Genomic DNA, 23,490 nt, shown 5'->3' on the forward strand with positions numbered 1-23,490 from the left:
GCCGCGGGGTGTAGTGTTTGTTTAACCATCTGAGAACATAAGAATAACCCTGAACACACAGGATAGACCTAATGAAAACGTCAATTAAGAAACTGGTAACCGCTGTCAGCACCACCGTCGCCCTGATGGGCGCCGGCCACGCCGCCGCCGAAATCAAGATCGGCATCGCCGGCCCCATGACCGGCCCCGTCGCCCAGTATGGTGACATGCAGTTTTCCGGCGCCCGCATGGCCATCGAGCAGATCAACGCCAATGGCGGCGTGATGGGGGAGGAACTGGTCGGCGTTGAATACGATGACGTCTGCGATCCCAAGCAGGCCGTCAGTGTCGCCAACAGCCTGGTCAACGATGGCGTCCGCTTTGTCGTCGGCCATCTGTGTTCCAGCTCCACCCAGCCTGCTTCTGACATTTATGAGGACGAAGGCGTCCTTATGATCACACCGGCCTCCACCAGCCCCGCAATCACCGACCGTGGTTACGAGCTGGTGTTCCGCACCATCGGCCTGGACAGCATGCAGGGCCCGGTGGCCGCGAATTACCTGGCCAGCCTGAACCCCGGGCGCGTGGCCATCATCCACGACAAGCAGCAGTATGGTGAAGGCATTGCCACCGCCGTGCGGGATACTCTTAAAGAAAAGGGCGTGGAAATCGCCATGTTTGAGGGCATCACCGCAGGCAGCAAGGACTTCTCTGCCCTGGTAAGCAAGCTCAAGCAGGCCGATGTCGATTACGTCTACTACGGCGGCTATCATCCCGAACTGGGCCTGATTCTCCGTCAGGCACGCCAGGCCGGGCTGGAAGCCACGTTCATGGGCCCTGAAGGTGTGGGCAACAAAGACATCAACACCATCGCCGGCGAAGCCGCGGAAGGCTTGCTGGTGACTCTGCCGCCGGCCTTTGACCAGAAAGCCGAGAACCAGGAACTGGTTAAAGCATTCGAAACCAAAGGCGAAGACCCTTCCGGCCCGTTCGTGCTGACGTCCTACACAGCGGTGCAGCTCATCGCGGAAGGCATTGAGAAAGCACAATCCACGGATCCGTTCGAAGTGGCTGAAGCCCTGCGCAGTGGCACCTTCCAGACACCCATTGGCACTGTCGAGTACGACAAGGCCGGTGACCTGAAGTCCTTCGACTTCGTTGTCTACGAATGGCATTCAGATGGAAGCAAAACTCCGTTAAAATGAGCCGACATCGTTAAAAAACGGTAATATTGAGAGCACCTTCTCACCGCGATCCGGGAGAAGGTGTTTTTCTAGGCTCCTGTTGATCCTTCCCCGCTGGCGGACCGGTTATCCCGGGCTGTGCAGTGAGGTCGCGTAGGGGGCAGGCTTTCGGAGTTACAAACAATGTCAGAAGCTTCCCTGTATTTTATCCAGCAGATTATCAACGGACTGACAATCGGCAGCGCCTATGCGCTGATCGCCATCGGTTATACGATGGTTTACGGCATCATCGGCATGATCAACTTTGCCCATGGTGAGATCTACATGATCGGTGCCTATACCGCACTGATTGCCATTACCGGCCTGGCAACCCTCGGGGTAAGCTGGCTGCCACTGATCCTGATCGTTGCACTGGTGTGTGCGGTGATTGTGTCCAGTGCCATGGGCTGGGCGGTGGAAAGGGTGGCCTACCGGCCGGTTCGGGGTCGCCACCGGCTGATCCCACTGATTTCCGCCATCGGCATGTCCATCTTCCTGCAGAACTACGTTCATCTCGCACAAGGCTCACGCAACGTCGGCTTCCCCCTGCTGATTCAGGGCGGCTTTGACTTTGGGGCAGAAGATACCTTCCAGGGTTCTATCTCCTACATGCAGATGACGGTCTTCGCCACCACGCTGGTCTGCATGACGGCCCTGTCCCTGTTCATCTCCCGCTCACGCCTTGGCCGGGCCTGCCGGGCCGTGGCCCAGGACCTGGGCATGGCGAACCTGCTGGGCATTGATACCAACCGCATCATCGCCGCCACCTTCGTGATCGGGGCGGCGCTGGCGGCGGTCGCCGGGCTTTTGCTGGGCATGTACTACGGCTCCATCGACCCGCTGTTTGGCTTTATCGCCGGCCTCAAGGCCTTTACCGCCGCCGTTCTGGGTGGCATTGGAAGCATCCCTGGCGCCATGCTCGGCGGGCTTATCCTGGGGGTATCCGAGAGCATGACGTCCGGCTACCTGAGTGGTGCCTACAAAGACGTCGTCTCGTTTGGCCTGCTCATACTGATTCTGCTGTTCAAACCCACCGGCCTGCTCGGCAAACCGGAGGTTGAGAAGATCTGATGGCTGCCCAAAATTTGAAACATGCGCTCTTCTGCGCTGTGATCACCCTGATTATTTCCTACCCGATTCTCGGGTTTAACCTGGTGGCCCATGGCATTGACGTCACCCTCACCGGCGCCCAGGCTTCCACCATCGTGATGGTTTTTCTGGCCGCCAGCGTGGTCTTCCTGTTCCAGCTGTTCCGTGACCACATCATGGCAACACTGAAGAGCATCCCGAATCCGCTGCCAGAGAGCCAGAAAGCACCGATGGCGGAAAACAAGCGGGCGAAAATCGAGTCCTGGGTGATTACCGGGATTGTAGTGCTTGCCCTGTTCTGGCCGTTCTTCGTGTCACGGGGCTCGGTTGATCTGGCAACCCTGGTACTCATCTACATCATGCTGGCACTCGGTCTGAATGTGGTGGTTGGCCTGGCAGGCCTGCTGGATCTGGGTTATGTCGCCTTCTATGCCGTCGGCGCGTACACCTTTGCACTGCTTTCCGAGTACTACGGCATTTCCTTCTGGATGGCATTGCCCATCGGGGCAATGCTTGCAGCCCTGTTTGGCCTGGTATTGGGGTTCCCGGTGTTGCGGCTGCGGGGCGACTACCTGGCAATCGTTACTCTCGGTTTTGGCGAGATTATCCGCATCCTGCTCAACAACTGGACCAGCCTGACCGGCGGTCCCAACGGCATAGGGGGCATCCCCGAACCCACGCTGTTCGGCATGGAGTTCGGCCGCCGGGTCAAGGAAGAGGGCAACGTCTCCTTCCATGAAACCTTCGGCATCGCCTACAGTGGCGAAGACAAGGTGATCTTCCTCTACCTGATTGCCCTGATGCTGGCGGTTTTCACGGCGCTGATCATCCGGCGCTTCATGCGCATGCCGGTAGGCCGCGCCTGGGAAGCATTGCGGGAGGATGAAATCGCGGCTCGCTCGCTGGGCCTGAACCGGACCGCTGTCAAGCTCACCGCTTTTACCATCGGGGCGTTCTTCGCCGGCTTTGCCGGCACGGTGTTCGCCTCCAAGCAGGGGTTTATCAGCCCTGAATCCTTCGTTTTCCTGGAATCGGCCATCGTCCTGGCCATCGTGGTACTCGGGGGCATGGGTTCCCAGCTCGGTGTGATTCTGGCGGCGATTGCCGTCACTATCCTGCCGGAACTGGCCCGTGAGTTTTCCGAATACCGCATGCTGATCTTCGGCGCCGCCATGGTGCTGATGATGGTCTGGCGCCCCCAGGGCCTGCTGCCCATGCGCCGCATTCATATTGAACTGAACAAGCAGGAGTGACGGACGATGCTTGAAGTACAGAATCTGTCCATGCGCTTTGGCGGCCTGCTGGCAGTAGACCAGGTGTCCCTGGACGTTCAGGAACGGGAAATTGTATCCATTATCGGCCCCAACGGAGCTGGAAAAACCACAGTATTCAACTGCATGAGTGGCTTCTACACGCCGACCGGCGGCAAGATACTGTTTGAGGGCGCCGAGATTCAGGGCAAGCCCGATCACAAGATCTCACGGCTGGGTATGGTTCGCACCTTCCAGCATGTGCGCCTGTTTAGCCAGATGACCGTGGTGGAGAACCTGCTGGTGGCACAACACCGGCACCTGAACACTAACCTGATTTCTGGCCTGCTGAAGACCCCCGATTACCGGAAAAGGGAACAAAAATCCCTGGACCGGGCGGCCTACTGGCTCGACCGCGTGGGCCTGCTGGATCTGGCCAACCGGGAAGCCGGTAACCTGGCCTACGGACAGCAGAGGCGCCTGGAAATCGCCCGCTGCATGGTCACCGAACCCAGGCTGCTGATGCTCGACGAGCCGGCTGCCGGCCTCAACCCGGCGGAAACCAAGGAACTCAACAGGCTGATTGTCAGCCTGAAAGAGGATTACAACGTTTCCGTTGTGCTGATTGAGCACGACATGAGCCTGGTAATGGATATCTCCGACCGCATTGTTGTCATCAACCAGGGGCGCCCCCTGGCCAGTGGCACGCCGGAGGAAATCCGCCAGAACGACGACGTGATCAAAGCCTATCTGGGCGAGGCCTGAGGGAAAATCATGCTAGTACTAGAAGATGTTCATACCCATTACGGCAAGATCGAGGCCTTGCACGGGGTTTCAGTCGAGGTAAAAAAAGGCGAGATCGTTTCGCTGATTGGCGCCAACGGCGCGGGCAAAACCACACTCCTGATGACCGTGTGCGGCAATCCCCAGGCCAGCTCTGGCCGGGTTATCCTGAACGACCGGGATATCACCCGGGACCCCACCTCCCAGATCATGCGCTCGGGCATTGCCATCGTTCCGGAGGGTCGCCGGATCTTTTCCGGCCTCACGGTGGAGGAAAACCTGCAGATGGGCGGGTTCTTCAATACCAAGTCGGAAATCCGCAAGAGCCAGGACCACGTTTACCAGCTCTTTCCCCGCCTCAAGGAGCGTGAGCACCAGCGGGCCGGCACCATGTCCGGGGGTGAGCAGCAGATGCTCGCCATCGGGCGGGCGCTGATGAGCAAGCCGAACATGATCATCCTTGATGAGCCCTCCCTTGGCCTGGCGCCACTGGTGATCAAGCAGATCTTCGAGATCATCGGCCACCTGCGCGAGGAAGGCATCACGGTTTTCCTGGTTGAGCAGAACGCCCACCAGGCACTGAATTTGGCCGACCGGGGTTACGTGCTGGAAACCGGGAAGATTCGCCTGCACGATACCGGCAAGAACCTGCTGGCCAATCCGGATGTCCAGAATGCCTATCTGGGCGGTTGAGTAGCCACCCCCTTGAAACCGGAGCTTGATACCCACAGCTCCGGTTTTTTTGGGCCAAATCAAATACTCACCAATCTGTAAACTTGCGCTGACAGGATATGAACTATACTCAAGCCAACGGTCATCCTGTCTCCACAAGACCAGTCAGGGCCGTTTTCCCAGTGCTGGCCTGCGTCAGGGGCAGCACTGTGTATTGCGACGAGAGCTTAAACCAAAGGAAGGAGTGAATAATGAAAAAACTGATCGCAGGTGCAATTCTTCTGGGCGCATCCTCTGTGGCCTTTGCCCAACCCGGCTGTGGCGTAGGCGCCATGATCTGGGAAGGACAGTCAGGTATCGCCCCCCATGTCCTCGCGGCAACCACCAACGGTACGTTTGGTAACCAGACCTTCGGGATGACTACAGGCACCCTCGGCTGCCAGACCAATGAAGCGGTTCAGTCCATGGCGATGTACATGAACAACAACATCGACAAAGTGGCCAGGGACATGTCCCGCGGTGCTGGCGAAAACCTCGACACCCTGGCGGTTCTGCTGGGCGTAGACCAGGCTGACCGTGACACCTTCCGCAAGGTGCTGCAGGACAACTTCGCTACCATTTTCCCGAGTTCTGACACCACGTCCGGCGAAGCCGTCAACGCCATTGTTGCGCTGATGGAGAAGAACGAGTCGCTCAGCAAGTACGTAGCGGCCTGATTCTGGTTCCGTAAAAAAAGGATATTCGTGCGCCAGGGACGGCGCACTGCTCCACCCTCTACCCTGTTCACCCCCCGGATACAGCAAAACCCATGGGCAATAAGCTTCGCATTGGGCCAGCGTTGATCTGGCTCGCAATCAGCCTGCCAACCGCGGCAGAGGTAATTACCAGCCGGCCCAGTCTGTACCTTGATCCGGCGTGGCTTACCCTGATCCACTACCAGCCTGACGCCTTTGGCGATGGCTACACCAGCCAGGCCGACGATCCGGCGTTTTTTCTGAGCAAGAACGGCAAACACTCTCCCCGGGCTGAGCTTGCGGCAACCCTCAAAGCTATCCAGCAGCCCGGCGGAGGCAATGACCATGCCCGCTGCCAGTTTCCTGCCCGGACCGCCTGGCTCCGACAGAAACTTGACCTGTCACTGCCGGAGATCAATTGTCCCGGTTACCAGCAATGGTCCGAAACCCTGAATACTGAAACGGTCACCCTGGTGTTCGCCGCCTCCTACCTGAACAGCCCGTCGTCCATGTTCGGCCATACCTTCCTTAGGCTGGACCCGCCCCAGGAGGACGAGGAAACCAACCTGTTGCTGGCCAGCACGATCTCCTACGCCGCTGATGCCGCCGCCCATGACAGCGAGATCTCATTTGCCTACAAAGGCATCTTTGGCGGTTACCCCGGAATAACCACGATTCAGCCCTACTACGAAAAAGTGCGACTGTATTCCGACATCGAACACCGCGACCTGTGGGAATACCGGCTGAACCTTACTCAGGACGAAGTGGACATGATGATCGCCCACGCCTGGGAAATCCGCGACCGGAACTTCGATTATTATTTCTTTGATGAAAACTGTGCCTACCGCCTGCTCGCCCTGATTGATATCGCGCGCCCGGGCACCAACCTGCTCGGCGAAGTGAACACTCACGCCATCCCCTCGGACACCGTGCGCTGGGTCGTGGACAAAGGCCTGGTTAGCGACGTGTATTACCGGCCGTCGGCAGCCACTTCCGTGGCCTACAGCCTCACCAATCTGCCCGACGGCCAGCAGACCCTGGCGGCGGCCATCGCCAATGGTTATATCGCCGCCGATGCGAGCGAAGTAACCTCTCTGCCGCCCCGACAGCGGGCCCATGTCCTGGATGCCACCTACGATTACGTCCGCTACAAAAGTGAAGCCGACGGCTGGCCCCGGGAAATCGCCGCGCCCCTGTCCCACGACCTGTTGCGCGAACGCAGCCGCATCGAGGGTATTCCACCTCCTGAAAAGCCACCGAAGCCGGAGGTGAGGGACGACCAGGGCCATGATACTTTCCGCCTGAGCCTGGGTGCCGGGCAGCAGGCACACCGGGAGTTTGCCCAGTTCACTCTGCGGCCCGCATACCATGACCTGCTGGACCCGCCCGCCGGCTATCGCAGCGGCGCGCAGTTGCAATTCCTGAGGCTGGACGCCCGCCTGTATACCGACAACAACGAACTCCAGCTGGAACAGCTGACCGGCGTGGAAATCCGCTCACTGAGCTCCAGAAATGCCTTCTTCACGCCGCTATCCTGGCAGGTCGGTTTCGGCGCTCGCAGAACCGACACCGGAGAAAAGCGGGTGCTGGCCCCCTACCTGGAAGGCGGCGCCGGCGGAAGCTGGCGCCTGGGCAGCCATACCCAGGCTTTCGCCATGGCCACCGCCGATCTGGAAATCGATGACGATCTGCGCCACGGCTACGATGCCGCCCCGGGCGCCGACATCGGACTGCTGCACCAGAACAACCGTTTCAGCGTGCTGGCGGGCGCCAAAACCAAAGCCTGGATCGTCAGCAGCCGGGACCGGCAGGATCAGCTATACGCCAGGGCCAACTGGCACTTGGGCCGCGAATTCAGCCTGTTTGCCGAATTCACCCGGGAAGACCACTTCGACAGGTACCAGAACCTATGGCAAGCCGGACTCCACGCCTACTTCTAAAACCCGGCGCAGCCCGCCTCGCCGGGCTTGCGCTCGCACTCCTGCTGCTGCCCGGTTGCAGCAGTCTGTTCTTCTATCCGGACCGGGTCACCTACATCACCCCGGACCGCCTGAATCTCGCCTACGACGATATCTACATCGATACCGCCGACGGCGAGAGGCTCCACGGCTGGTGGCTGCCCGCAGAATCGCCTGAAAGCCCAGCCAGGGGCACGGTTTACTTCCTCCACGGCAATGCCCAGAACATCAGCAGCCACATCCTCAACGTCGCCTGGTTGCCGGAAAATGGCTACAACGTCTTTACCATCGATTACCGGGGCTACGGCAAATCCACCGGCGACCCGAACATCCAAGGCGCCCTCCACGACGTGGAAAGCGGGCTGCGCTGGTTGGGGAGCCAACCAGGAGTGACAGGCAAACCGGTCTTCCTGCTGGGCCAGAGCCTGGGCGGTGCTCTCGCCCTCCCGCTGGCCAGTGAATGGGTCAAACGCCAACAACAGCCCCGCCTCGATGGCGTGATACTGGACAGCACCTTTGCCGGCTTCCGTAAAATTGCCCGGGAGAAGCTTGATGCCTTCTGGTTAACCTGGCCGTTCCAGATTCCGTTGAGCTGGACCATTCCCGCGGAATACGAAGGCGTGGCGCGCATCGACGACATCAGCCCGGTTCCGGTGATGGTTATTCACAGTGTCCGGGATGGCATTATTCCGTTTCACCATGGGGCAGCTCTGTACGAAGCTGCGGAGGAGCCGAAAGAGTTTTTGCAGACGGATACGCCGCATGGGGCGACGTTCGTGATTCCGGGGTATCGGGAAGAGGTACTTCGTTTCATGAATACGGCTGAATAAAGTTTCGGCTTTGTCGGATTACGCCTTTGGCTAATCCGACCTACGTTCGGCAGGCTCGGGATAAGCCCAACAGTCGCTTGCACCCAAACCAAAAACAAAAAAACCCGCCAATCCAGAGGAAAGGCGGGTTTTTATCAGGCCCGAAAGCTATCAGGCAGAGAAATCGGTCGGCTCGTCGCCTTCCTTGATTTCCTTCATGGACAGCTTGACCCGGCCACGGTTATCCACGTCCAGCACCTTCACCAGAACTTCCTGACCTTCGCTCAGCTCGTCAGTCACGTTCTCGATGCGGCGATCAGAGATCTGGGAAATGTGCACCAGACCATCCTTGCCGGGCAGGATGTTCACAAAGGCACCGAAGTCGACAATGCGCTCAACGCGGCCCTTGTAGATAGCACCTACCTCGATTTCCGCCGTGATTTCCTTGACCCGGTTGACGGCCGCCTGGGCCGCTTCCTGGTTGTCGGCGTAGATCTTCACGTTGCCATCGTCATCCAGATCAATGGAGGCACCGGTCTCGTCACAGATCGAGCGAATCATGGAGCCGCCCTTACCGATTACGTCACGGATTTTCTCCGGATTGATCTTGATGGTGGTGATGCTCGGTGCACGGGCAGACAGCTCGGCACGGGGTGCAGAGATGACCTTGTTCATCTCGCCCAGGATGTGCAGACGCGCTGCGTGGGCCTGCTCAAGGGCCAGTTCCATGATCTCGTCGGTAATGCCGTTGATCTTGATATCCATCTGCAGGGCGGTTACACCCTCCTGGGTACCGGCAACCTTGAAATCCATGTCACCCAGATGATCCTCGTCACCCAGGATGTCGGTCAGAATCGCGAACTTGTCGCCTTCCTTGACCAGGCCCATGGCGATACCGGCAACCGGTGCCTTGATCGGCACACCGGCGTCCATCAGCGCGAGGCTGGAGCCACAGACCGAGGCCATGGAGCTGGAACCGTTGGATTCAGTGATCTCGGAAACAGAGCGAATAGCGTACGGAAACTCTTCCAGGGTCGGCATGACCGCCAGAACGCCGCGCTTGGCCAAGCGACCGTGACCGACTTCACGACGGCCCGGTGAGCCGACACGGCCCGCTTCGCCTACGGAGTACGGAGGGAAGTTGTAGTGGAACAGGAACGGATCCTTGCGCTCTCCTTCCAGGGCATCAATGATCTGCACATCGCGGGAGGTACCCAGCGTGGTGGTCACGATGGCCTGGGTCTCGCCACGGGTGAACAGGGCTGAGCCGTGAACGCTGGGCAGGATACCCACTTCGATTTCGATCGGACGCACAGTCTTGTTGTCGCGACCGTCGATCCGCGGTTTGCCTTCGATAACCTGATTACGGACGATGGACTTCTCCACCTTGCCGAAATACTTCTTGACGTCATCGGAAGACGGCTGGCCTTCCTCTTCACCGGCGAGCTTGTCAACCAGTGCGGTCTTGATTTCGCCCAGACGCGCGTAGCGCTCCATCTTGTCGCGGATGCTGTAGGCTTCCTCAATGGCGGCAGAGGCTTCGGACTTCACGGTGTTCAGCAGATCGGTGTTTTCCGGCTCCGGCTGCCAGTCCCAGCGGGGCTTGCCGATTTCAGCGGCAAATTCCTTGATCGCGGCAACGGCCACCTGCATTTCCTGGTGGGCATACAGTACACCGCCCAGCATCTGGTCTTCGGTCAGGCCCTTGGCTTCGGACTCCACCATCAGAACTGCGTCTTCGGTACCGGCAACAACCATGTCCAGCAGGGAGGTTTGCAGTTCTTCGAAGGTCGGGTTCAGGAAGTAGCCACGCTCGTTGGTGTAGCCAACCCGGGAAGCACCGATGGGGCCGTCAAAGGGGATACCGGAAATGGCCAGCGCCGCCGAGGCAGACAGCATCGCAGCAATATCCGGATCCTGGTTCTTGCTGGACGACATAACCGTGGTGATGACCTGGACTTCGTTCATGAAGCCGTTCGGGAACAGCGGACGAATCGGACGGTCGATCAGGCGGGAGGTCAGGGTTTCCTTCTCGGAAGGACGACCTTCACGCTTGAAGAAGCCACCGGGGATTTTGCCCACGGCGTAGGTCTTCTCGAAGTAGTTTACGGTCAGCGGGAAGAACGGCTGACCCGGCTTGGCTTCCTTGGCGCCGACAACCGTACCGAGAACGGAAATGTCATCAACGGTGACCAGCACGGAACCGGTCGCCTGGCGGGCGATACGTCCGGTTTCCAGAGTGACGGTCTTGCCGCCAAGCTCAAATGATTTCTTGAAAGGTTTCAGATCCACAAAAAACTCCTGCATTATTTCTTCAATTAAACCCGATATGTCGCGAAGACGGGATCGCAAGCTTCGAAAACGGGGTCAGATGAAAGCTTTCATCTGACCCCAGGTTCATGCCAGACCCCAGGTTCACGCTGTTCCGCAGGTGTTGTCGTGATCCAAAAGGCAACCCGTCTGAAAGCTAACAGGCTGTTGCAAAACCCCGATCAGTGGTGCGGCAGTTACGTCAGCCGCCCGGCCCGGGTTTTTCAACAACCTGCTATCAATTTCGGCTTTCCATTACGACAGGGAATCCTTCGGTACCACGGACATTCCAACTGCAGTTTGAGACAAGCACAACCAGCAGACCCCGCAAAGGGCCTGCCGGTTGACGGCTACCCCGGAAAATACCGGTGCAGCCTTCAGGTCGTAACGACCCGGATCAGCGACGCAGACCCAGACGCTGGATGAGCTCCAGGTAACGGTCAGCGTTCTTGCGCTTGAGGTAGTCCAGCAGCTTACGACGCTGGTTTACCATCCGGATCAGACCACGGCGGGAGTGGTGATCCTGCTTGTTGGCCTTGAAGTGATCCTGCAGTTTGTTGATGTTGGCGCTGAGCAGTGCAACCTGAACTTCAGGAGAACCGGTGTCGCCTTCACCCTGCTGATAATCATTAACGATCTGTGCTTTCTCATTGGCAGAAAGTGCCATAACTCACCTCATTGTTGCGATGCTTTCGTATCCGGCCGAACCGCGCATCTCTACAGCCCGGCTAAACAGCGTTGCGCCTAACGCTTACCGCTGCTTTTCACCAGTCGGCGCGGGACCAGCATGGTCTCCTCGCCTTCCGGGAATGCTTCTGCCAGCCCGACAAAACTTTCGTTAGCGTTCTCCTTTGCATAGAGACGCAAGAAACCTTCATGGGACTGACCCGGTATTCTAACCGGTTGTCCGTTCAATATCGACACCAGCGCCACCCCGGCCAAGTGGTGCTCCGGGAACATCGACAGCGCGGCATCCGGGGCCACCAGCAGGCCATCCAGACTCTCGCCCCGCTCACGCGTGGCTTCCAGATCGCTGACCACATGGGCATTGGCAAGAGTAAACCCCGAGGCCATGGTGCGGCGCAGGGCGGTGACATGGGCACCACACCCGAGGGCATCGCCAATATCCTCCACCAGTGAGCGAATGTACGTACCCTTGGTACAGCTGACAGCGATATCCAGCTCATTCTCCCGAATGTCCAGCAATGTCAGTTGGTAGATGGTCACCGGCCGGGCCGGGCGCTCCACTACAATGCCCTCCCGGGCATACTCATAGAGCGGGCGGCCCTTGTGTTTGAGCGCCGAGTACATCGAGGGAATCTGCTGGATCTCGCCGCGGAACCCGTCCAGCACCGGCTCCAGAACATCCGCGGTCAGACCAGCGGGTACCGGCTTCTCGGCAACGATAGCGCCCTCACTGTCACCGGTTTCGGTACGGATGCCGAGCCGAGCCGTGGCAATGTAAGCCTTGTCGCTGTCCAGCATCATCTGGGAGAACTTGGTGGCCTCGCCGAAACACAGGGGTAAAACCCCGGTGGCCAGCGGGTCGAGCGCGCCGGTGTGGCCGGCCTTGGCCGCACCATAAAGGCGCTTCACCTGCTGCAGAATGCCATTGGAGGTGACACCCGGCGGCTTGTCGATCACCAGAATACCGTTGACGTCACGGCCCTTGCGTCTGCGACTCAAGCGTTACGCTCCGGATCGTCCTGGTCTTCGTCCCCGTCACGGTCCACGGCAGGCCTGTCGCCAACCGCTTCGCGAATGAGGCTGTCAATCTTGCGGCTGTAGCCCTGCAGGGTGTCAAAATGGAACCGTAGTTGCGGTACAACCCGCAGTTTCATGGCTCGCCCTACCTGCCCGCGAAGAAAACCAGCCGCCTTGTTGAGTACGGCAATCGATTCTTTGACCTCCGGAGATTCTTCCGTCAGTTCTTCGGTGGAAAGCAGGGACACATAGATGTCGGCATAGCCAAGGTCACGGCTGACCTTGACCGCGTTGACCGTGACCATGCCCACCCGCGGGTCCTTGACTTCCCGCTGGATGAGCTGGGCCAGTTCCCGCTGCATCTGATCGCCGATGCGATCAATCCGGCTGAACTCTCTTGGCATCAGGCTTCCTTTAATCTCAGGCGCATCACGCGCCGGTGGACTCAAGCTTGCGCTCGACCCGGACGCGATCGAACACTTCGATCTGGTCACCGACCTTCACGTCGTAACCCTTGACGCCAATGCCGCACTCCATGCCGTTACGGACCTCCGGTACGTCATCCTTGAAGCGACGCAGGGATTCCAGCTCGCCTTCAAAGATAACCACGTTGTCCCGCAAGACACGGATCGGCTTGTTCCGGTACACCGTACCTTCGATGACCATACAGCCGGCGACCTGGCCAAACTTGGGTGAACGGAACACGTCGCGGACGTCGGCGATGCCGACAATGTCCTCACGGAATTCCGGAGCCAGCATGCCGGTCAGGGCTGCCTTCACATCATCAATCAGGTTGTAGATGATGCTGTAGTAGCGAAGATCCAGGCCTTCCTGCTCAACCAGACGCTTGGACGCCGTGTCGGCACGAACGTTGAAGCCGAAGATAACGGCGTTGGTCGCCATGGCCAGGCTGACGTCGGTCTCGGCAATACCACCCACGCCAGAGGACACGATCTTCACCTGGACTTCATCATTGCCAAGGTCCTGCAGGGCCTTGGTGATCGCTTCCAGGGAACCACGCACGTCGGTCTTGAGCACGACATTGAGGGTCTTGACCTCGTCCTTGCCCATGTTCTCGAACAGGTTCTCAAGTTTCGCCGCCTGCTGGCGCTGGAGCCGCTGCTCTCGCTCGCGGGTCTGGCGGAACTCGGCCAGTTCCTTGGCCTTCTTCTCGTCGGCCACGGCGAAGAACTCATCACCAGCATCCGGAGTGCCGTTCAGGCCGAGGATTTCGACCGGGATTGACGGGCCGGCTTCCTTGACCTGCTTGCCGGCTTCGTCGGTCATCGCACGGACCTTACCGAAGTAGGCACCGGCAACCACCATGTCACCCTGGCGCAGGGTACCGTTCTGAACCAGAACGGTGGCAACGGAGCCACGGCCACGTTCGAGGCTGGACTCGACCACAACACCCTTGGCCGGTGCGTCGGTTACCGCCTGCAGCTCCAGGATTTCCGCCTGCAGCAGCAGCGCCTCCAGCAGATCGTCGATACCCTCACCGGTATGCGCAGACACCGGCACGAACTGGACGTCTCCGCCCCAATCCTCGGGAATCACTTCCATTCCGGCGAGTTCGGTCTTGATGCGATCCGGATCCGCCGCTTCCTTGTCCATCTTGTTCATGGCAACAACAATAGGCACACCGGCTGAACGCGCATGCTGGACCGCTTCCTTGGTCTGGGGCATAACACCGTCATCGGCGGCAACGACCAGCACCACGATATCGGTGCACTGGGCACCACGGGCGCGCATCGCAGTAAATGCGGCGTGGCCCGGGGTATCCAGGAAGGACACCATGCCGTGCCCCGTTTCCACGTGATAGGCACCGATGTGCTGGGTAATACCACCGGATTCGCCCGATGCCACCTTGGTGCGGCGAATGTAGTCGAGCAGTGAGGTTTTGCCATGGTCGACATGCCCCATCACACTCACAACCGGTGCGCGCTTGGTTTTCTCGCCACCCTCGAAAGCGAATTCACTCAGAACCTCCTCTTCGAAGGCATCGTCGCTCACGGTCCTGGCTTTGTGACCCAGCTCTTCAGTAACCAGAACAGCAGTTTCCTGATCCAGCGCCTGGTTGATGGTGGCCATAACGCCCATTCCCATCAGGGTCTTGATAACGTCACCTGATTTGACCGCCATACGCTGAGCAAGATCGCCCACGGTAATCGTTTCCGGAATCTCTACTTCTCTGACCATTGGTTTGGTCGGCCTCTCGAAGCCATGACGCTTCTCTTTGGGTTTCTTTTTCGCACGTAGCGGCTTGCGCAGCGTGGTATCTTCCTCATCTTCAGAGATAACCAGCGGCTCTTCCACCGGACGGCTGCGGGGACCACGATGGCCAGCCTGCTTCTTCTTGGGCTTGCCTTCTTCGGTCTCGTCGCCACGCTCGCGAACTTTTTCTTTCTTCTTCTTCGGCTTGCGGTCCTTGCCTTCGCCCTCGGGCGGCGGCATCGGCATATCTTCCGGAGCAGGAACCGGCTCGGGCTCTGCCGCTTTCGTGGGCTCTGCGTCTTTCTTGGGCTCAGCCGCTTCCGGTGCCGTCGCCTCTTCCGGTGCCGGCTTTTCAGACCCTGCCTGCGGAGCCTGCTCGGCGGCCACTTTCGGCGCTTCCTCTGTCGCCGCCTGTTCCGGCGCCCGCTCAGCAGCAAGCTCTTCCGGTTGCTGCGCTTCCGCTTCAGGCTGCAGTTCAGCCCGTTTGATATAGGTGCGGCGCTTGCGAACCTCGACATTGACGGTTTTCGCCTTGCCCGCCTTGAGCGTGGTGGTTGTCTTACGCTTCAGGGTAATCTTGCGCGGCTCGGCATCAGCCTCACCGTGGGTCTTTCTCAAATAGGCCAGCAACTGCTGCTTCTCATCGCTGGAGACAGCGTCGCCTTCGGAGCGGGCCTTCAGGCCAGCTTCCACAATCTGCTTGAGCAAACGATCCACGGGAGCGCCTACGTCTTCGGCCAGTTGTTTTACCGTTACTTCAGCCATACTGGTCCTCCTCCCGAATTAAGCCTGGTCTTCAAACCAGGGGGCACGTGCGGTCATGATAAGTTGACCGGCACGCTCTTCATCCATACCGTCGATTTCGAGCAGGTCGCCTACCGACTGCTCTGCCAGATCTTCCATGGTGCGCACACCCATGCCGGCCAGTTTGAAGGCCAGGCCACGGTCCATGCCGTCCATACCCAGAAGATCCTCTGCCGGCTCGGCACCCTCAAGTGCTTCCTCGCTTGCCAGCGCCTGGTTCAGCAGGACGTCCTTGGCACGACGGCGCAGTTCAGTGACGGTCTCTTCGTCAAATCCTTCGATCGCCAGCATCTCTTCCATTGGCACATAGGCCACCTCTTCGATCGAGGTAAACCCTTCCTCAATCAGCACACCGGCGAACTCTTCATCCACATCCAGATTACCGGTGAAATGCTCGACAAGCCGACTGTACTCCTGCTCCTGACGCTCACCGGCCTCTTCCTCGGTCATCACGTTCAGGGTCCAGCCAGTCAGCTCGGTCGCCAGGCGAACGTTCTGTCCGTTGCGGCCGATAGCCTGTGCCAGGTTGTCTTCCGCCACAGCCACTTCCATGGTGTGCCGGTCTTCGTCCATGACGATGGACGCAACTTCCGCCGGAGCCATGGCGTTGATCACCAACTGAGCCGGGTTGTCGTCCCAGAGCACGATATCGACACGCTCACCGCCAAGCTCGTTGGACACGGCCTGAACGCGTGAACCACGCATACCAACACAGGCGCCAACGGGGTCGATACGGCGATCATTGGTTTTCACTGCGATCTTGGCCCGGGAGCCGGGATCCCTTGCAGCGCCACGGATCTCGATCAGTTCTTCTGCGATTTCAGGAACCTCGATTCGGAACAGCTCGATCAGCATCTGCGGCGCAGTACGACTCAGGACAAGCTGGGGGCCGCGGTGATCGGTACGGATCTCCAGAAGCAGCGACCGCACCCGGTCGCCCATACGGAAGGTTTCCCGGGGAATCAGGTGCTCCCGGGGCAGCAGTGCCTCGGCGTTACTACCCAGATCAACAATAACATTGTCACGAGTCACTTTCTTGACCGTACCAGACACCAGCTCACCAACACGGTCGCGGTAGCTGTCGACGATTTTCATCCGTTCAGCTTCACGAACCTTCTGGAAGATAATCTGCTTGGCCGCCTGGGCGCCGATCCGTCCGAACGCCTCGGATTCGATTTTCTCTTCGTGGATATCACCTGGCTTCAGCGCTTTGTCAATCTCCTCGGCTTCCTGCAAGGTAAGCTCTGTGCCCAGCGCAGGAACCGCATCGTTGTCCACAACCAGCCAACGACGGAAGGTTTCGTACTCGCCGGTTTTCCGGTCGATCGACACCCGGATATCCGCTTCTTCATCATCAAAGCGCTTTTTGGCAGCGGTGGCCAGTGCCAGCTCGATCGCTTCAAAAATCACATCCTTCTCGACACCTTTCTCGTTCGAGACGGATTCAACCACCAGCAAGATCTCTTTACTCATTGGATTGCCCTGCCCTCAACATAAACTGTGCGTCCACTGACTTTTTAATGTCGTTCATTCGAATACCGGTACGATGTGGGCCTTCTCGATGCTGTCGAAAGGCAACAGATATTCGTGGTCATCGACGACCACCACCACATCATCTCCTTCAACGCCCTTGATCAGCCCCTGGAACTTCCGGCGCCCCTCAAAAGCCATCCGGAGACGGATCTGAACCTGGTGGCCGGCAAAGGCTTCGTATTGCTCCAGACGAAACAGCGGGCGATCCATCCCAGGGGATGAAACCTCCAGTGTGTATTCGGTCTGAATGGGGTCTTCCACATCCATCACACCGCTGATCTGGCGACTGACTTTTTCGCAGTCCTCGATACCGATGCCATTTTCAGCATCATCAATAAACACTCGCAGCAGGGAATGATGGCCCTGTGAGCGGAATTCAATGCCCCAGAACTCATACCCCAGGCCCTCAATTACAGGCCGAAGAATGTCTTCCAGTTGCTTAAGCTTGGCTGACAAGTTACGCCGTCTCCGTTATCAGATTTACCGGGCCCAAAAACAAAAAAAGGGCTGTTTTATCAGCCCTTTTTATGCACCAGGGCCCTTTGCGCCAGGCCCCTTAATCAAAAAGCCCCGAACGATGGGGCCTTTTGTTGCAAGAACTCGCAGGAAACAAAACGGTGTACCGCTTCCTGCTGACAGACACCTGGCCTGCCAGAAACCTGCCAGCACCGCGCGGCAGATCCCAATATCCGCCGGAGTATAGAGACGCCAGGCAGACTGGTCAAGGACTGACCAAAAAAAACGGCCTGGATACTCCAAGCCGCTTTTTTCAATATGGTGCCCGGGGCCGGACTCGAACCGGCACGGCTTTCGCCACTACCCCCTCAAGATAGCGTGTCTACCAGTTTCACCACCCGGGCAACAACCTTACTCGAGAGTGGGGAGAGTTGACTCCCCGCTCCCGGTTTCTCCGGTGGACGCTTTGCCACTTTCAGCGGCCTTGTCAGCCGGCGCTTTGGCAGCGGATTCCTCAACAACAGGAATACCCGCTTGCCCGGCCAGCTCGGCCCGCTGCTTGGCAAAGACAGCCAGAGAGAAACTTGTTACAAAAAAGATGATCGCGAGCAGAGTGGTAAAACGGGTCAGAAAACTGCCACTGCCCTGGCTGCCAAATACTGTCTGGGACGCGCCACCACCAAAGGCGGCGCCCGCGTCGGCACCCTTGCCCTGCTGAATCAGCACCAGACCCACCAGCGTCACCGCAATCACGACGTGCACAACGACTACCAGCGTTTCTACCCAATCCATAACGATTCTCGCAAACCTTTAAATTCAGGTACCCGCCGGAACAGCCCGGCAAATACTCACAAAATCTTCTGCTACCAGAGACGCGCCGCCGATCAGACCGCCGTCAATATCCGGCTCGGCAAAAAGCGCGGCTGCATTATCCGCTTTTACACTGCCCCCGTAAAGCAGGGATATGTCTTCTGCTGGCGCGCCCATCTCAGACAGCACCTTCCGAATTGAGGCGTGCATGGCCTGAGCGTCCTGCGCAGTGGCTGTTTTGCCGGTACCTATGGCCCATACGGGCTCGTACGCTACCACAATGCAAGACCATTGATCCCGACTGACCGCCGCCAGACCATGCCGGACCTGATCAGCAACAACCGACTCTGCCTTGCCAGCTTCACGCTCTTCAAGCGTTTCACCGACACAGACAATGGCATTCAGCTTGTTACCGACGAGACGCGCCACTTTGGCGGCTACCACATTGTCGGTTTCACCAAAGATCTGCCGTCGCTCGGAGTGGCCGACCAGAGCGTAACGACAACCCTGATCGCCTGCCATCTCTGCAGAGATCTCGCCTGTGTAGGCCCCGGACGCCCATTGCCCTACGTTCTGAACCCCGAATGCCAGGATGTCATCGGCGCTCTCAGCCACGTCCCCGACATAAATTGCGGGCGGGACAATAACGACCTCGACACCGTTATCCAGGCTGGCGACCCGGGATCGCACATAGCTCACCAGCGACCGGGCCAGGTCTTTCGACCCGTTCATTTTCCAGTTTCCGGCTACGATCTTACGACGCATGACACTTCCCGAACGTTAGGGAGGCCGAACTATACAGCACTCCCTCCCGGCAGACAACCGCCTGAAAACACAAAATTAAGCGGTGGAATTCTCGACCACTTTCGCCAGTTCCTCGACAACCCGCAGGATATCGTCGGCGTCCTGACCCTCGGCCATAACCCGGATCAGGGGCTCGGTTCCGGAGGCCCGGAGCAGAACCCGCCCGGAAGTGCCAAGGTCGGATTCGGCCTTCTGCACCGCAGCCACGATATCGGCCCGGCTGAACGGATCAAAGCGCTGGGCCACCCGCACGTTAATCATCTTCTGGGGCAGCTTGCTCATGCCCTGGCGAATCTCGTGCAGTGTCTTCCCGGATTTCCGGATAGCCAGCAGGGCCTGCAGTGCGGAGACAATCCCGTCTCCGGTACTGGTGCAATCACGAATCACCATATGGCCCGAGCCCTCACCGCCGAGCACCCAGTTATTGGCGATCAGGCGCTCCACCACGTAGCGATCACCGACCTTTGCACGCTCGAACTCGATCCCGATTTCATTCAGCGCCAGCTCAACCCCCAGGTTGGTCATCAATGTGCCGACAACGCCACCTTTCAGGCGACCCTCTGCAAAGCGCTGGGAGGCAATCACAAAGAGCAGCTCATCCCCATCCACTTCGGAGCCGTCACTATCCACCATCAGCACCCGGTCGCCGTCGCCGTCGAACGCAATGCCAAGGTCCGCACCCTTTTCAACAACCGCGGCTTTCAGCGCCTCCAGGTGGGTTGAGCCCACATTCAGGTTGATGTTCAGGCCATCGGGGTCGGCACCAATCACCGACACCCTGGCACCAAGCTCACGAAACACTTTGGGGGCCACGTGGTAGGTCGCACCATGGGCGCAGTCCAGTACGATTTTCATGCCATCCAGGGTGAACTCGTTGGGCACGGTACTCTTGCAGAATTCCACATACCGACCCGGGGCATCATCCACCCGGAAGGCCTTGCCCAGCTCCGCCGGCTCACATACCTCGATCGGCAGGTCCAGCCAGCGCTCGATCTCTGCCTCCAGGGCGTCATCAAGCTTGGTGCCTTCAGCCGAGAAAAACTTGATGCCATTGTCCTGGTGCGGGTTGTGGGAGGCACTGATCACGATGCCCGCAGAAGCCCGGAACGTGCGGGTAAGATAGGCAATGGCCGGGGTGGGCATCGGGCCCAGCAGTTTGACATCGACCCCTGCGGCCGAAAGCCCGGCCTCAAGGGCTGACTCGAACATGTAGCCGGAAAGCCGGGTATCCTTGCCGATCAACACGCTGTTGCGACGACCTCCCCGCTTGAACGCCTGGCCGGCTGCCCAGCCCAGCTTAAGCATGAATTCCGGGGTAATGGGGAATTCTCCCACGCGACCCCGAATACCGTCCGTACCAAAGTATTTTCTCTCGGACATTAACCTGCCTCCTTGACGGCCGTCACCACACGGACGGCGTCCACAGTTTCCCTGACATCGTGCACACGAATGATGCTGGCACCTTTCATGGCCGATATTGTCGCGGCCGCAAGGCTTGCGGGCAACCGTTCATTCACATCACGGCCGGTAATGTGGCCCAGCATGGACTTTCTGGACATCCCGACCAGCAGCGGATGACCGAGAATGTGCAGCTGTTCAAGGGCGGCCAGTAGCTGGAGGTTGTGCTCCAGGCTTTTGCCAAAGCCAAACCCCGGATCCAGAATGATATTCTCCGGGCGAACGCCCGCCAACTCGGCGACCCGCATGCGCTCAGTGAGGAACGAACTTACCTCCCGGCGGACGTTCCGGTATGCCGGGTTGTCCTGCATGCTGTCGGGCTCGCCCTGGATGTGCATGATACATACCGGTACCGACGCTTGTGCAGCAGCCTCCGGCGCACCTTCCCGCTGAAGTGCACGGACATCGTTAATCAGGCCCGCCCCGAGTCTTGCCGCTTCTGCCATCACCTCAGGCGCGCTGGTATCCACAGAAATCACCACATCCAGTTCCCTGGCTACCGCCTCCACCACCGGGCAGACCCGATCCAGTTCTTCCTGAACCGATACCGGCGCTGCGCCCGGACGGGTGGACTCACCACCGATATCGATAAAGGCGGCGCCATCAGCCACCATCTGTCTGGCCCGCTCGAGAGCCACATCAGGCCGGTTGAACTTCCCGCCATCAGAGAACGAATCGGGCGTGACATTGACAACCCCCATTACGTGGCAGCGGGTCATATCCAGCTCCCGCCCGGCAAAATTCATTTTCATGGCAAACCTTTCCAGACTGACAAAAACAAACGCCGCCCGGGGTCCGGACGGCGCAGGGAACTACACGGTTTTTCTTGGCGCGAGACCGAAGGGCTTAGTGCTCCCCGGCTGGCCGGCCAACACCGGGATGGCGGCCGTCATCGGAGGCCTTCGGCTCTGGTGCCACGTCCGGCTCATCGGCCTTCACGCCTCCGGCGGGACCACTGTCTCCCCAGCCTTTCGGCGGGCGCGGCGTCCGGCCTTCCATAATGTCGTCGATCTGATGGCGATCTATGGTCTCGTACTTCATCAGGGCGTCGGCCATCATGTCGAGCTTTTCCCGGTTATCGATCAGGATCTGCCTGGCCTTCTCGTAACAGCTGTCAATAATGTTCCGAACTTCCTCATCAATCCGCTGCGCCGTTTCCGGAGAGTACACCGTCTGGGACTGACCGGCAGACCGGCCAAGGAACGGCTCTTCGCTGTCAGTGTCGTACTGCAGCGGCCCGAGCTTTTCGGACAACCCCCAGCGGGTCACCATGTTCCGGGCCAGACTGGTTGCCCGCTCGATATCGTTCGAGGCGCCGGTGGTTACACCATCAAAGCCCAAGGTCAGCTCTTCCGCAATACGGCCACCGAACAGACTACAGATGGAGCTGATCAGGAAACGCTTGCTGTGACTGTACTTGTCCTCCTCAGGAAGGAACATGGTCACACCCAGCGCCCGACCCCGGGGAATGATGCTGACCTTGTAGACCGGGTCATGCTCCGGCATCAGCCGGCCAACGATGGCATGGCCAGACTCGTGGTAAGCGGTATTCCGCTTTTCCTTCTCGCTCATCACCATGGACTTGCGCTCGGCGCCCATCATGATCTTGTCCTTGGCAAGCTCGAACTCTTCCATGGACACCAGTCGCTGGTTACGGCGCGCCGCAAACAGGGCCGCCTCGTTCACCAGATTGGCCAGGTCTGCACCTGAGAATCCGGGTGTGCCACGGGCAATCAAGGAAGGCTCAACACCATCAGCGAGGGGAACCTTCTTCATATGCACCTTGAGGATCTGTTCACGGCCGATGATATCCGGCAGACCAACCACAACCTGACGGTCAAACCGGCCCGGCCGCAATAGCGCCGGATCAAGAACGTCCGGACGGTTGGTGGCGGCGATCACGATCACGCCTTCGTTACCCTCGAAGCCGTCCATCTCAACCAGCAACTGGTTCAGGGTCTGCTCACGCTCGTCGTGGCCACCACCCATTCCGGCGCCACGGTGACGGCCGACCGCATCAATCTCGTCGATAAAGATAATGCACGGGCTCTGCTTCTTGGCCTGCTCAAACATGTCGCGAACACGGGACGCACCCACGCCGACAAACATTTCCACGAAATCGGAACCTGAGATGGAAAAGAACGGCACCTTGGCTTCACCCGCAATCGCCTTGGCCAGAAGAGTCTTACCGGTACCCGGCTGCCCCACCATCAGGACGCCCTTGGGAATGCTGCCACCAAGGCGCTGGAACTTGCTGGGATCCCGCAGGAAATCAACGAGCTCCTTGACGTCTTCCTTGGCCTCATCAACACCGGCCACATCGCCGAAGGTTGTCTTGATCTGGTCTTCACTCATCAGACGGGCTTTGCTCTTGCCGAAGGACATCGGGCCTTTGCCGCCGCCACCTCCCTGCATCTGACGCATGAAGAAGACGAAGAGTGCGATGATGATCAGTATCGGGAAGGCCGCCACCAGCAGCTGTGTCCACAGGCTTTGGCGTTCTGGCTGCTTGCCGATGACCTCGACGTCGTTCGCAAGAAGATCGTCCATCAGCTTGATGTCAGATACCTGCGGGCGGATTGTCTGGAACTGGGAACCGTCATCGCGGGTACCCTGGATTTCCAGCCCATCGATTGTGACCTGACGGACCTGCCCTTGCTGGACCATCTCCACAAACTGGGAATAGTTGACTTGTTGGCCGGTGGTGGTGGGAGAGAAATTCTGAAACACCATCAGCAGCACGGCGGCTATAATTAGCCAGAGAACCAGATTTTTTGCCATATCGTTCAAGGATCGTCACCTGTGAATTGAAGGGCTAACCTCTCGCGAAGCACCCTTTTCTGACACCTTACACCAATTGTACGCCCGTCCACCAGAAACGGCCCATCCGTATCGGCCAC

General features: G+C 58.9%; 20 protein-coding genes and 1 tRNA gene. 8 read left to right on the forward strand and 13 right to left on the reverse strand.

The features are described from left to right. Positions 1 to 71: 71 nt before the first annotated feature. The 8 genes from msub_RS12555 (at position 72) to msub_RS12590 (ending at position 8,518) form a co-directional block, all read left to right on the forward strand. Positions 72 to 1,184 carry a branched-chain amino acid ABC transporter substrate-binding protein gene (locus msub_RS12555; protein ID WP_048496332.1) on the forward strand — a complete coding sequence of 371 codons (1,113 nt, stop codon included), beginning with the start codon at positions 72 to 74 and terminating at the stop codon, positions 1,182 to 1,184. Between the two features lie 162 nt (positions 1,185 to 1,346). Continuing rightward, positions 1,347 to 2,273: a high-affinity branched-chain amino acid ABC transporter permease LivH gene (gene livH, locus msub_RS12560; protein ID WP_048496333.1), complete on the forward strand. Its 927-nt coding sequence runs from the start codon at positions 1,347 to 1,349 to the stop codon at positions 2,271 to 2,273. Continuing rightward, the gene (locus msub_RS12565; RefSeq protein WP_048496334.1) at positions 2,273 to 3,544 is read left to right on the forward strand and encodes a high-affinity branched-chain amino acid ABC transporter permease LivM; all 1,272 of its coding nucleotides are present in this window, start codon (positions 2,273 to 2,275) and stop codon (positions 3,542 to 3,544) included. Before livH ends, msub_RS12565 begins: the two co-directional genes overlap by 1 nt. A gap of 6 nt (positions 3,545 to 3,550) precedes the next feature. Next, on the forward strand, positions 3,551 to 4,306 hold the full coding sequence (livG, locus tag msub_RS12570; protein ID WP_048496335.1) for a high-affinity branched-chain amino acid ABC transporter ATP-binding protein LivG: 756 nt from the start codon (positions 3,551 to 3,553) through the stop codon (positions 4,304 to 4,306). Positions 4,307 to 4,315: 9 nt separating this feature from the next. Then, positions 4,316 to 5,017 (forward strand): ABC transporter ATP-binding protein, encoded by a 702-nt coding sequence (locus msub_RS12575; RefSeq protein WP_048496336.1) that lies wholly within the window; start codon positions 4,316 to 4,318, stop codon positions 5,015 to 5,017. Between the two features lie 230 nt (positions 5,018 to 5,247). Next, a complete protein-coding gene (locus msub_RS12580; protein WP_048496337.1) occupies positions 5,248 to 5,712 on the forward strand; it encodes a DUF3015 domain-containing protein in 465 nt (154 codons plus the stop codon). A gap of 92 nt (positions 5,713 to 5,804) precedes the next feature. Continuing rightward, positions 5,805 to 7,670 (forward strand): Lnb N-terminal periplasmic domain-containing protein, encoded by a 1,866-nt coding sequence (locus msub_RS12585; protein WP_048496338.1) that lies wholly within the window; start codon positions 5,805 to 5,807, stop codon positions 7,668 to 7,670. Continuing rightward, positions 7,640 to 8,518: an alpha/beta hydrolase gene (locus msub_RS12590; RefSeq protein ID WP_048496339.1), complete on the forward strand. Its 879-nt coding sequence runs from the start codon at positions 7,640 to 7,642 to the stop codon at positions 8,516 to 8,518. The genes msub_RS12585 and msub_RS12590 overlap by 31 nt, the downstream gene beginning before the upstream one ends. A gap of 150 nt (positions 8,519 to 8,668) precedes the next feature. On the opposite strand, the gene pnp is transcribed toward msub_RS12590, so the two are convergent. The 13 genes from pnp to ftsH all read right to left on the reverse strand — a co-directional run bounded on the left by pnp (position 8,669) and on the right by ftsH (position 23,380). Further along, positions 8,669 to 10,804, reverse strand: a complete 2,136-nt coding sequence (gene pnp / locus msub_RS12595) for a polyribonucleotide nucleotidyltransferase (RefSeq protein ID WP_264750620.1) — start codon at positions 10,802 to 10,804, stop codon at positions 8,669 to 8,671. A 400-nt stretch (positions 10,805 to 11,204) separates the two neighbouring features. After that, positions 11,205 to 11,474, reverse strand: coding sequence for a 30S ribosomal protein S15 (gene rpsO, locus msub_RS12600; RefSeq protein WP_048496340.1), 270 nt, complete (start codon positions 11,472 to 11,474; stop codon positions 11,205 to 11,207). 77 nt (positions 11,475 to 11,551) lie between these two features. Next, positions 11,552 to 12,493 (reverse strand): tRNA pseudouridine(55) synthase TruB, encoded by a 942-nt coding sequence (gene truB, locus msub_RS12605; RefSeq protein WP_048496341.1) that lies wholly within the window; start codon positions 12,491 to 12,493, stop codon positions 11,552 to 11,554. Continuing rightward, on the reverse strand, positions 12,490 to 12,915 hold the full coding sequence (rbfA, locus tag msub_RS12610) for a 30S ribosome-binding factor RbfA (protein ID WP_048496342.1): 426 nt from the start codon (positions 12,913 to 12,915) through the stop codon (positions 12,490 to 12,492). Before rbfA ends, truB begins: the two co-directional genes overlap by 4 nt. A gap of 25 nt (positions 12,916 to 12,940) precedes the next feature. Further along, a complete protein-coding gene (infB, locus tag msub_RS12615) occupies positions 12,941 to 15,490 on the reverse strand; it encodes a translation initiation factor IF-2 (RefSeq protein ID WP_048496343.1) in 2,550 nt (849 codons plus the stop codon). 18 nt (positions 15,491 to 15,508) lie between these two features. Further along, positions 15,509 to 17,002, reverse strand: coding sequence for a transcription termination factor NusA (gene nusA, locus msub_RS12620; protein WP_048496344.1), 1,494 nt, complete (start codon positions 17,000 to 17,002; stop codon positions 15,509 to 15,511). A 54-nt stretch (positions 17,003 to 17,056) separates the two neighbouring features. Then, positions 17,057 to 17,518: a ribosome maturation factor RimP gene (gene rimP, locus msub_RS12625; RefSeq protein WP_048496345.1), complete on the reverse strand. Its 462-nt coding sequence runs from the start codon at positions 17,516 to 17,518 to the stop codon at positions 17,057 to 17,059. 319 nt (positions 17,519 to 17,837) lie between these two features. After that, positions 17,838 to 17,922 (reverse strand) — tRNA-Leu (locus msub_RS12630). A 7-nt stretch (positions 17,923 to 17,929) separates the two neighbouring features. Continuing rightward, positions 17,930 to 18,310, reverse strand: coding sequence for a preprotein translocase subunit SecG (secG, locus tag msub_RS12635; RefSeq protein ID WP_048496346.1), 381 nt, complete (start codon positions 18,308 to 18,310; stop codon positions 17,930 to 17,932). Between the two features lie 24 nt (positions 18,311 to 18,334). Then, complete coding sequence (gene tpiA / locus msub_RS12640) at positions 18,335 to 19,093, reverse strand: triose-phosphate isomerase (protein ID WP_082146485.1); 759 nt, start codon at positions 19,091 to 19,093, stop codon at positions 18,335 to 18,337. Between the two features lie 75 nt (positions 19,094 to 19,168). Then, entirely contained in the window at positions 19,169 to 20,512 is a 1,344-nt protein-coding gene (glmM, locus tag msub_RS12645) for a phosphoglucosamine mutase (protein WP_048496348.1), read from the reverse strand. Further along, positions 20,512 to 21,342 (reverse strand): dihydropteroate synthase, encoded by an 831-nt coding sequence (gene folP, locus msub_RS12650; protein ID WP_048496349.1) that lies wholly within the window; start codon positions 21,340 to 21,342, stop codon positions 20,512 to 20,514. The genes glmM and folP overlap by 1 nt, the downstream gene beginning before the upstream one ends. A gap of 94 nt (positions 21,343 to 21,436) precedes the next feature. Then, positions 21,437 to 23,380, reverse strand: coding sequence for an ATP-dependent zinc metalloprotease FtsH (gene ftsH, locus msub_RS12655; RefSeq protein WP_264750622.1), 1,944 nt, complete (start codon positions 23,378 to 23,380; stop codon positions 21,437 to 21,439). Between the last annotated feature and the right edge of the window lie 110 nt (positions 23,381 to 23,490).

The sequence above is a fragment of the Marinobacter subterrani genome, assembly GCF_001045555.1.
GTDB lineage: Bacteria > Pseudomonadota > Gammaproteobacteria > Pseudomonadales > Oleiphilaceae > Marinobacter > Marinobacter subterrani.

What these genes read in the sequence shown, in the direction of transcription:
- livG (WP_048496335.1), top strand. Translation starts at nt 3,551, where the DNA reads ATGCTTGAAGTACAGAATCTGTCCATGCGCTTTGGCGGCCTGCTGGCA.
- glmM (WP_048496348.1), bottom strand. Translation starts at nt 20,512, where the DNA reads ATGTCCGAGAGAAAATACTTTGGTACGGACGGTATTCGGGGTCGCGTG.
- msub_RS12555 (WP_048496332.1), top strand. Translation starts at nt 72, where the DNA reads ATGAAAACGTCAATTAAGAAACTGGTAACCGCTGTCAGCACCACCGTC.
- livH (WP_048496333.1), top strand. Translation starts at nt 1,347, where the DNA reads ATGTCAGAAGCTTCCCTGTATTTTATCCAGCAGATTATCAACGGACTG.
- msub_RS12590 (WP_048496339.1), top strand. Translation starts at nt 7,640, where the DNA reads ATGGCAAGCCGGACTCCACGCCTACTTCTAAAACCCGGCGCAGCCCGC.
- msub_RS12565 (WP_048496334.1), top strand. Translation starts at nt 2,273, where the DNA reads ATGGCTGCCCAAAATTTGAAACATGCGCTCTTCTGCGCTGTGATCACC.
- infB (WP_048496343.1), bottom strand. Translation starts at nt 15,490, where the DNA reads ATGGCTGAAGTAACGGTAAAACAACTGGCCGAAGACGTAGGCGCTCCC.
- rbfA (WP_048496342.1), bottom strand. Translation starts at nt 12,915, where the DNA reads ATGCCAAGAGAGTTCAGCCGGATTGATCGCATCGGCGATCAGATGCAG.
- secG (WP_048496346.1), bottom strand. Translation starts at nt 18,310, where the DNA reads ATGGATTGGGTAGAAACGCTGGTAGTCGTTGTGCACGTCGTGATTGCG.
- nusA (WP_048496344.1), bottom strand. Translation starts at nt 17,002, where the DNA reads ATGAGTAAAGAGATCTTGCTGGTGGTTGAATCCGTCTCGAACGAGAAA.
- tpiA (WP_082146485.1), bottom strand. Translation starts at nt 19,093, where the DNA reads ATGCGTCGTAAGATCGTAGCCGGAAACTGGAAAATGAACGGGTCGAAA.
- msub_RS12585 (WP_048496338.1), top strand. Translation starts at nt 5,805, where the DNA reads ATGGGCAATAAGCTTCGCATTGGGCCAGCGTTGATCTGGCTCGCAATC.
- msub_RS12575 (WP_048496336.1), top strand. Translation starts at nt 4,316, where the DNA reads ATGCTAGTACTAGAAGATGTTCATACCCATTACGGCAAGATCGAGGCC.
- folP (WP_048496349.1), bottom strand. Translation starts at nt 21,342, where the DNA reads ATGAAAATGAATTTTGCCGGGCGGGAGCTGGATATGACCCGCTGCCAC.
- pnp (WP_264750620.1), bottom strand. Translation starts at nt 10,804, where the DNA reads ATGCAGGAGTTTTTTGTGGATCTGAAACCTTTCAAGAAATCATTTGAG.
- msub_RS12580 (WP_048496337.1), top strand. Translation starts at nt 5,248, where the DNA reads ATGAAAAAACTGATCGCAGGTGCAATTCTTCTGGGCGCATCCTCTGTG.
- rpsO (WP_048496340.1), bottom strand. Translation starts at nt 11,474, where the DNA reads ATGGCACTTTCTGCCAATGAGAAAGCACAGATCGTTAATGATTATCAG.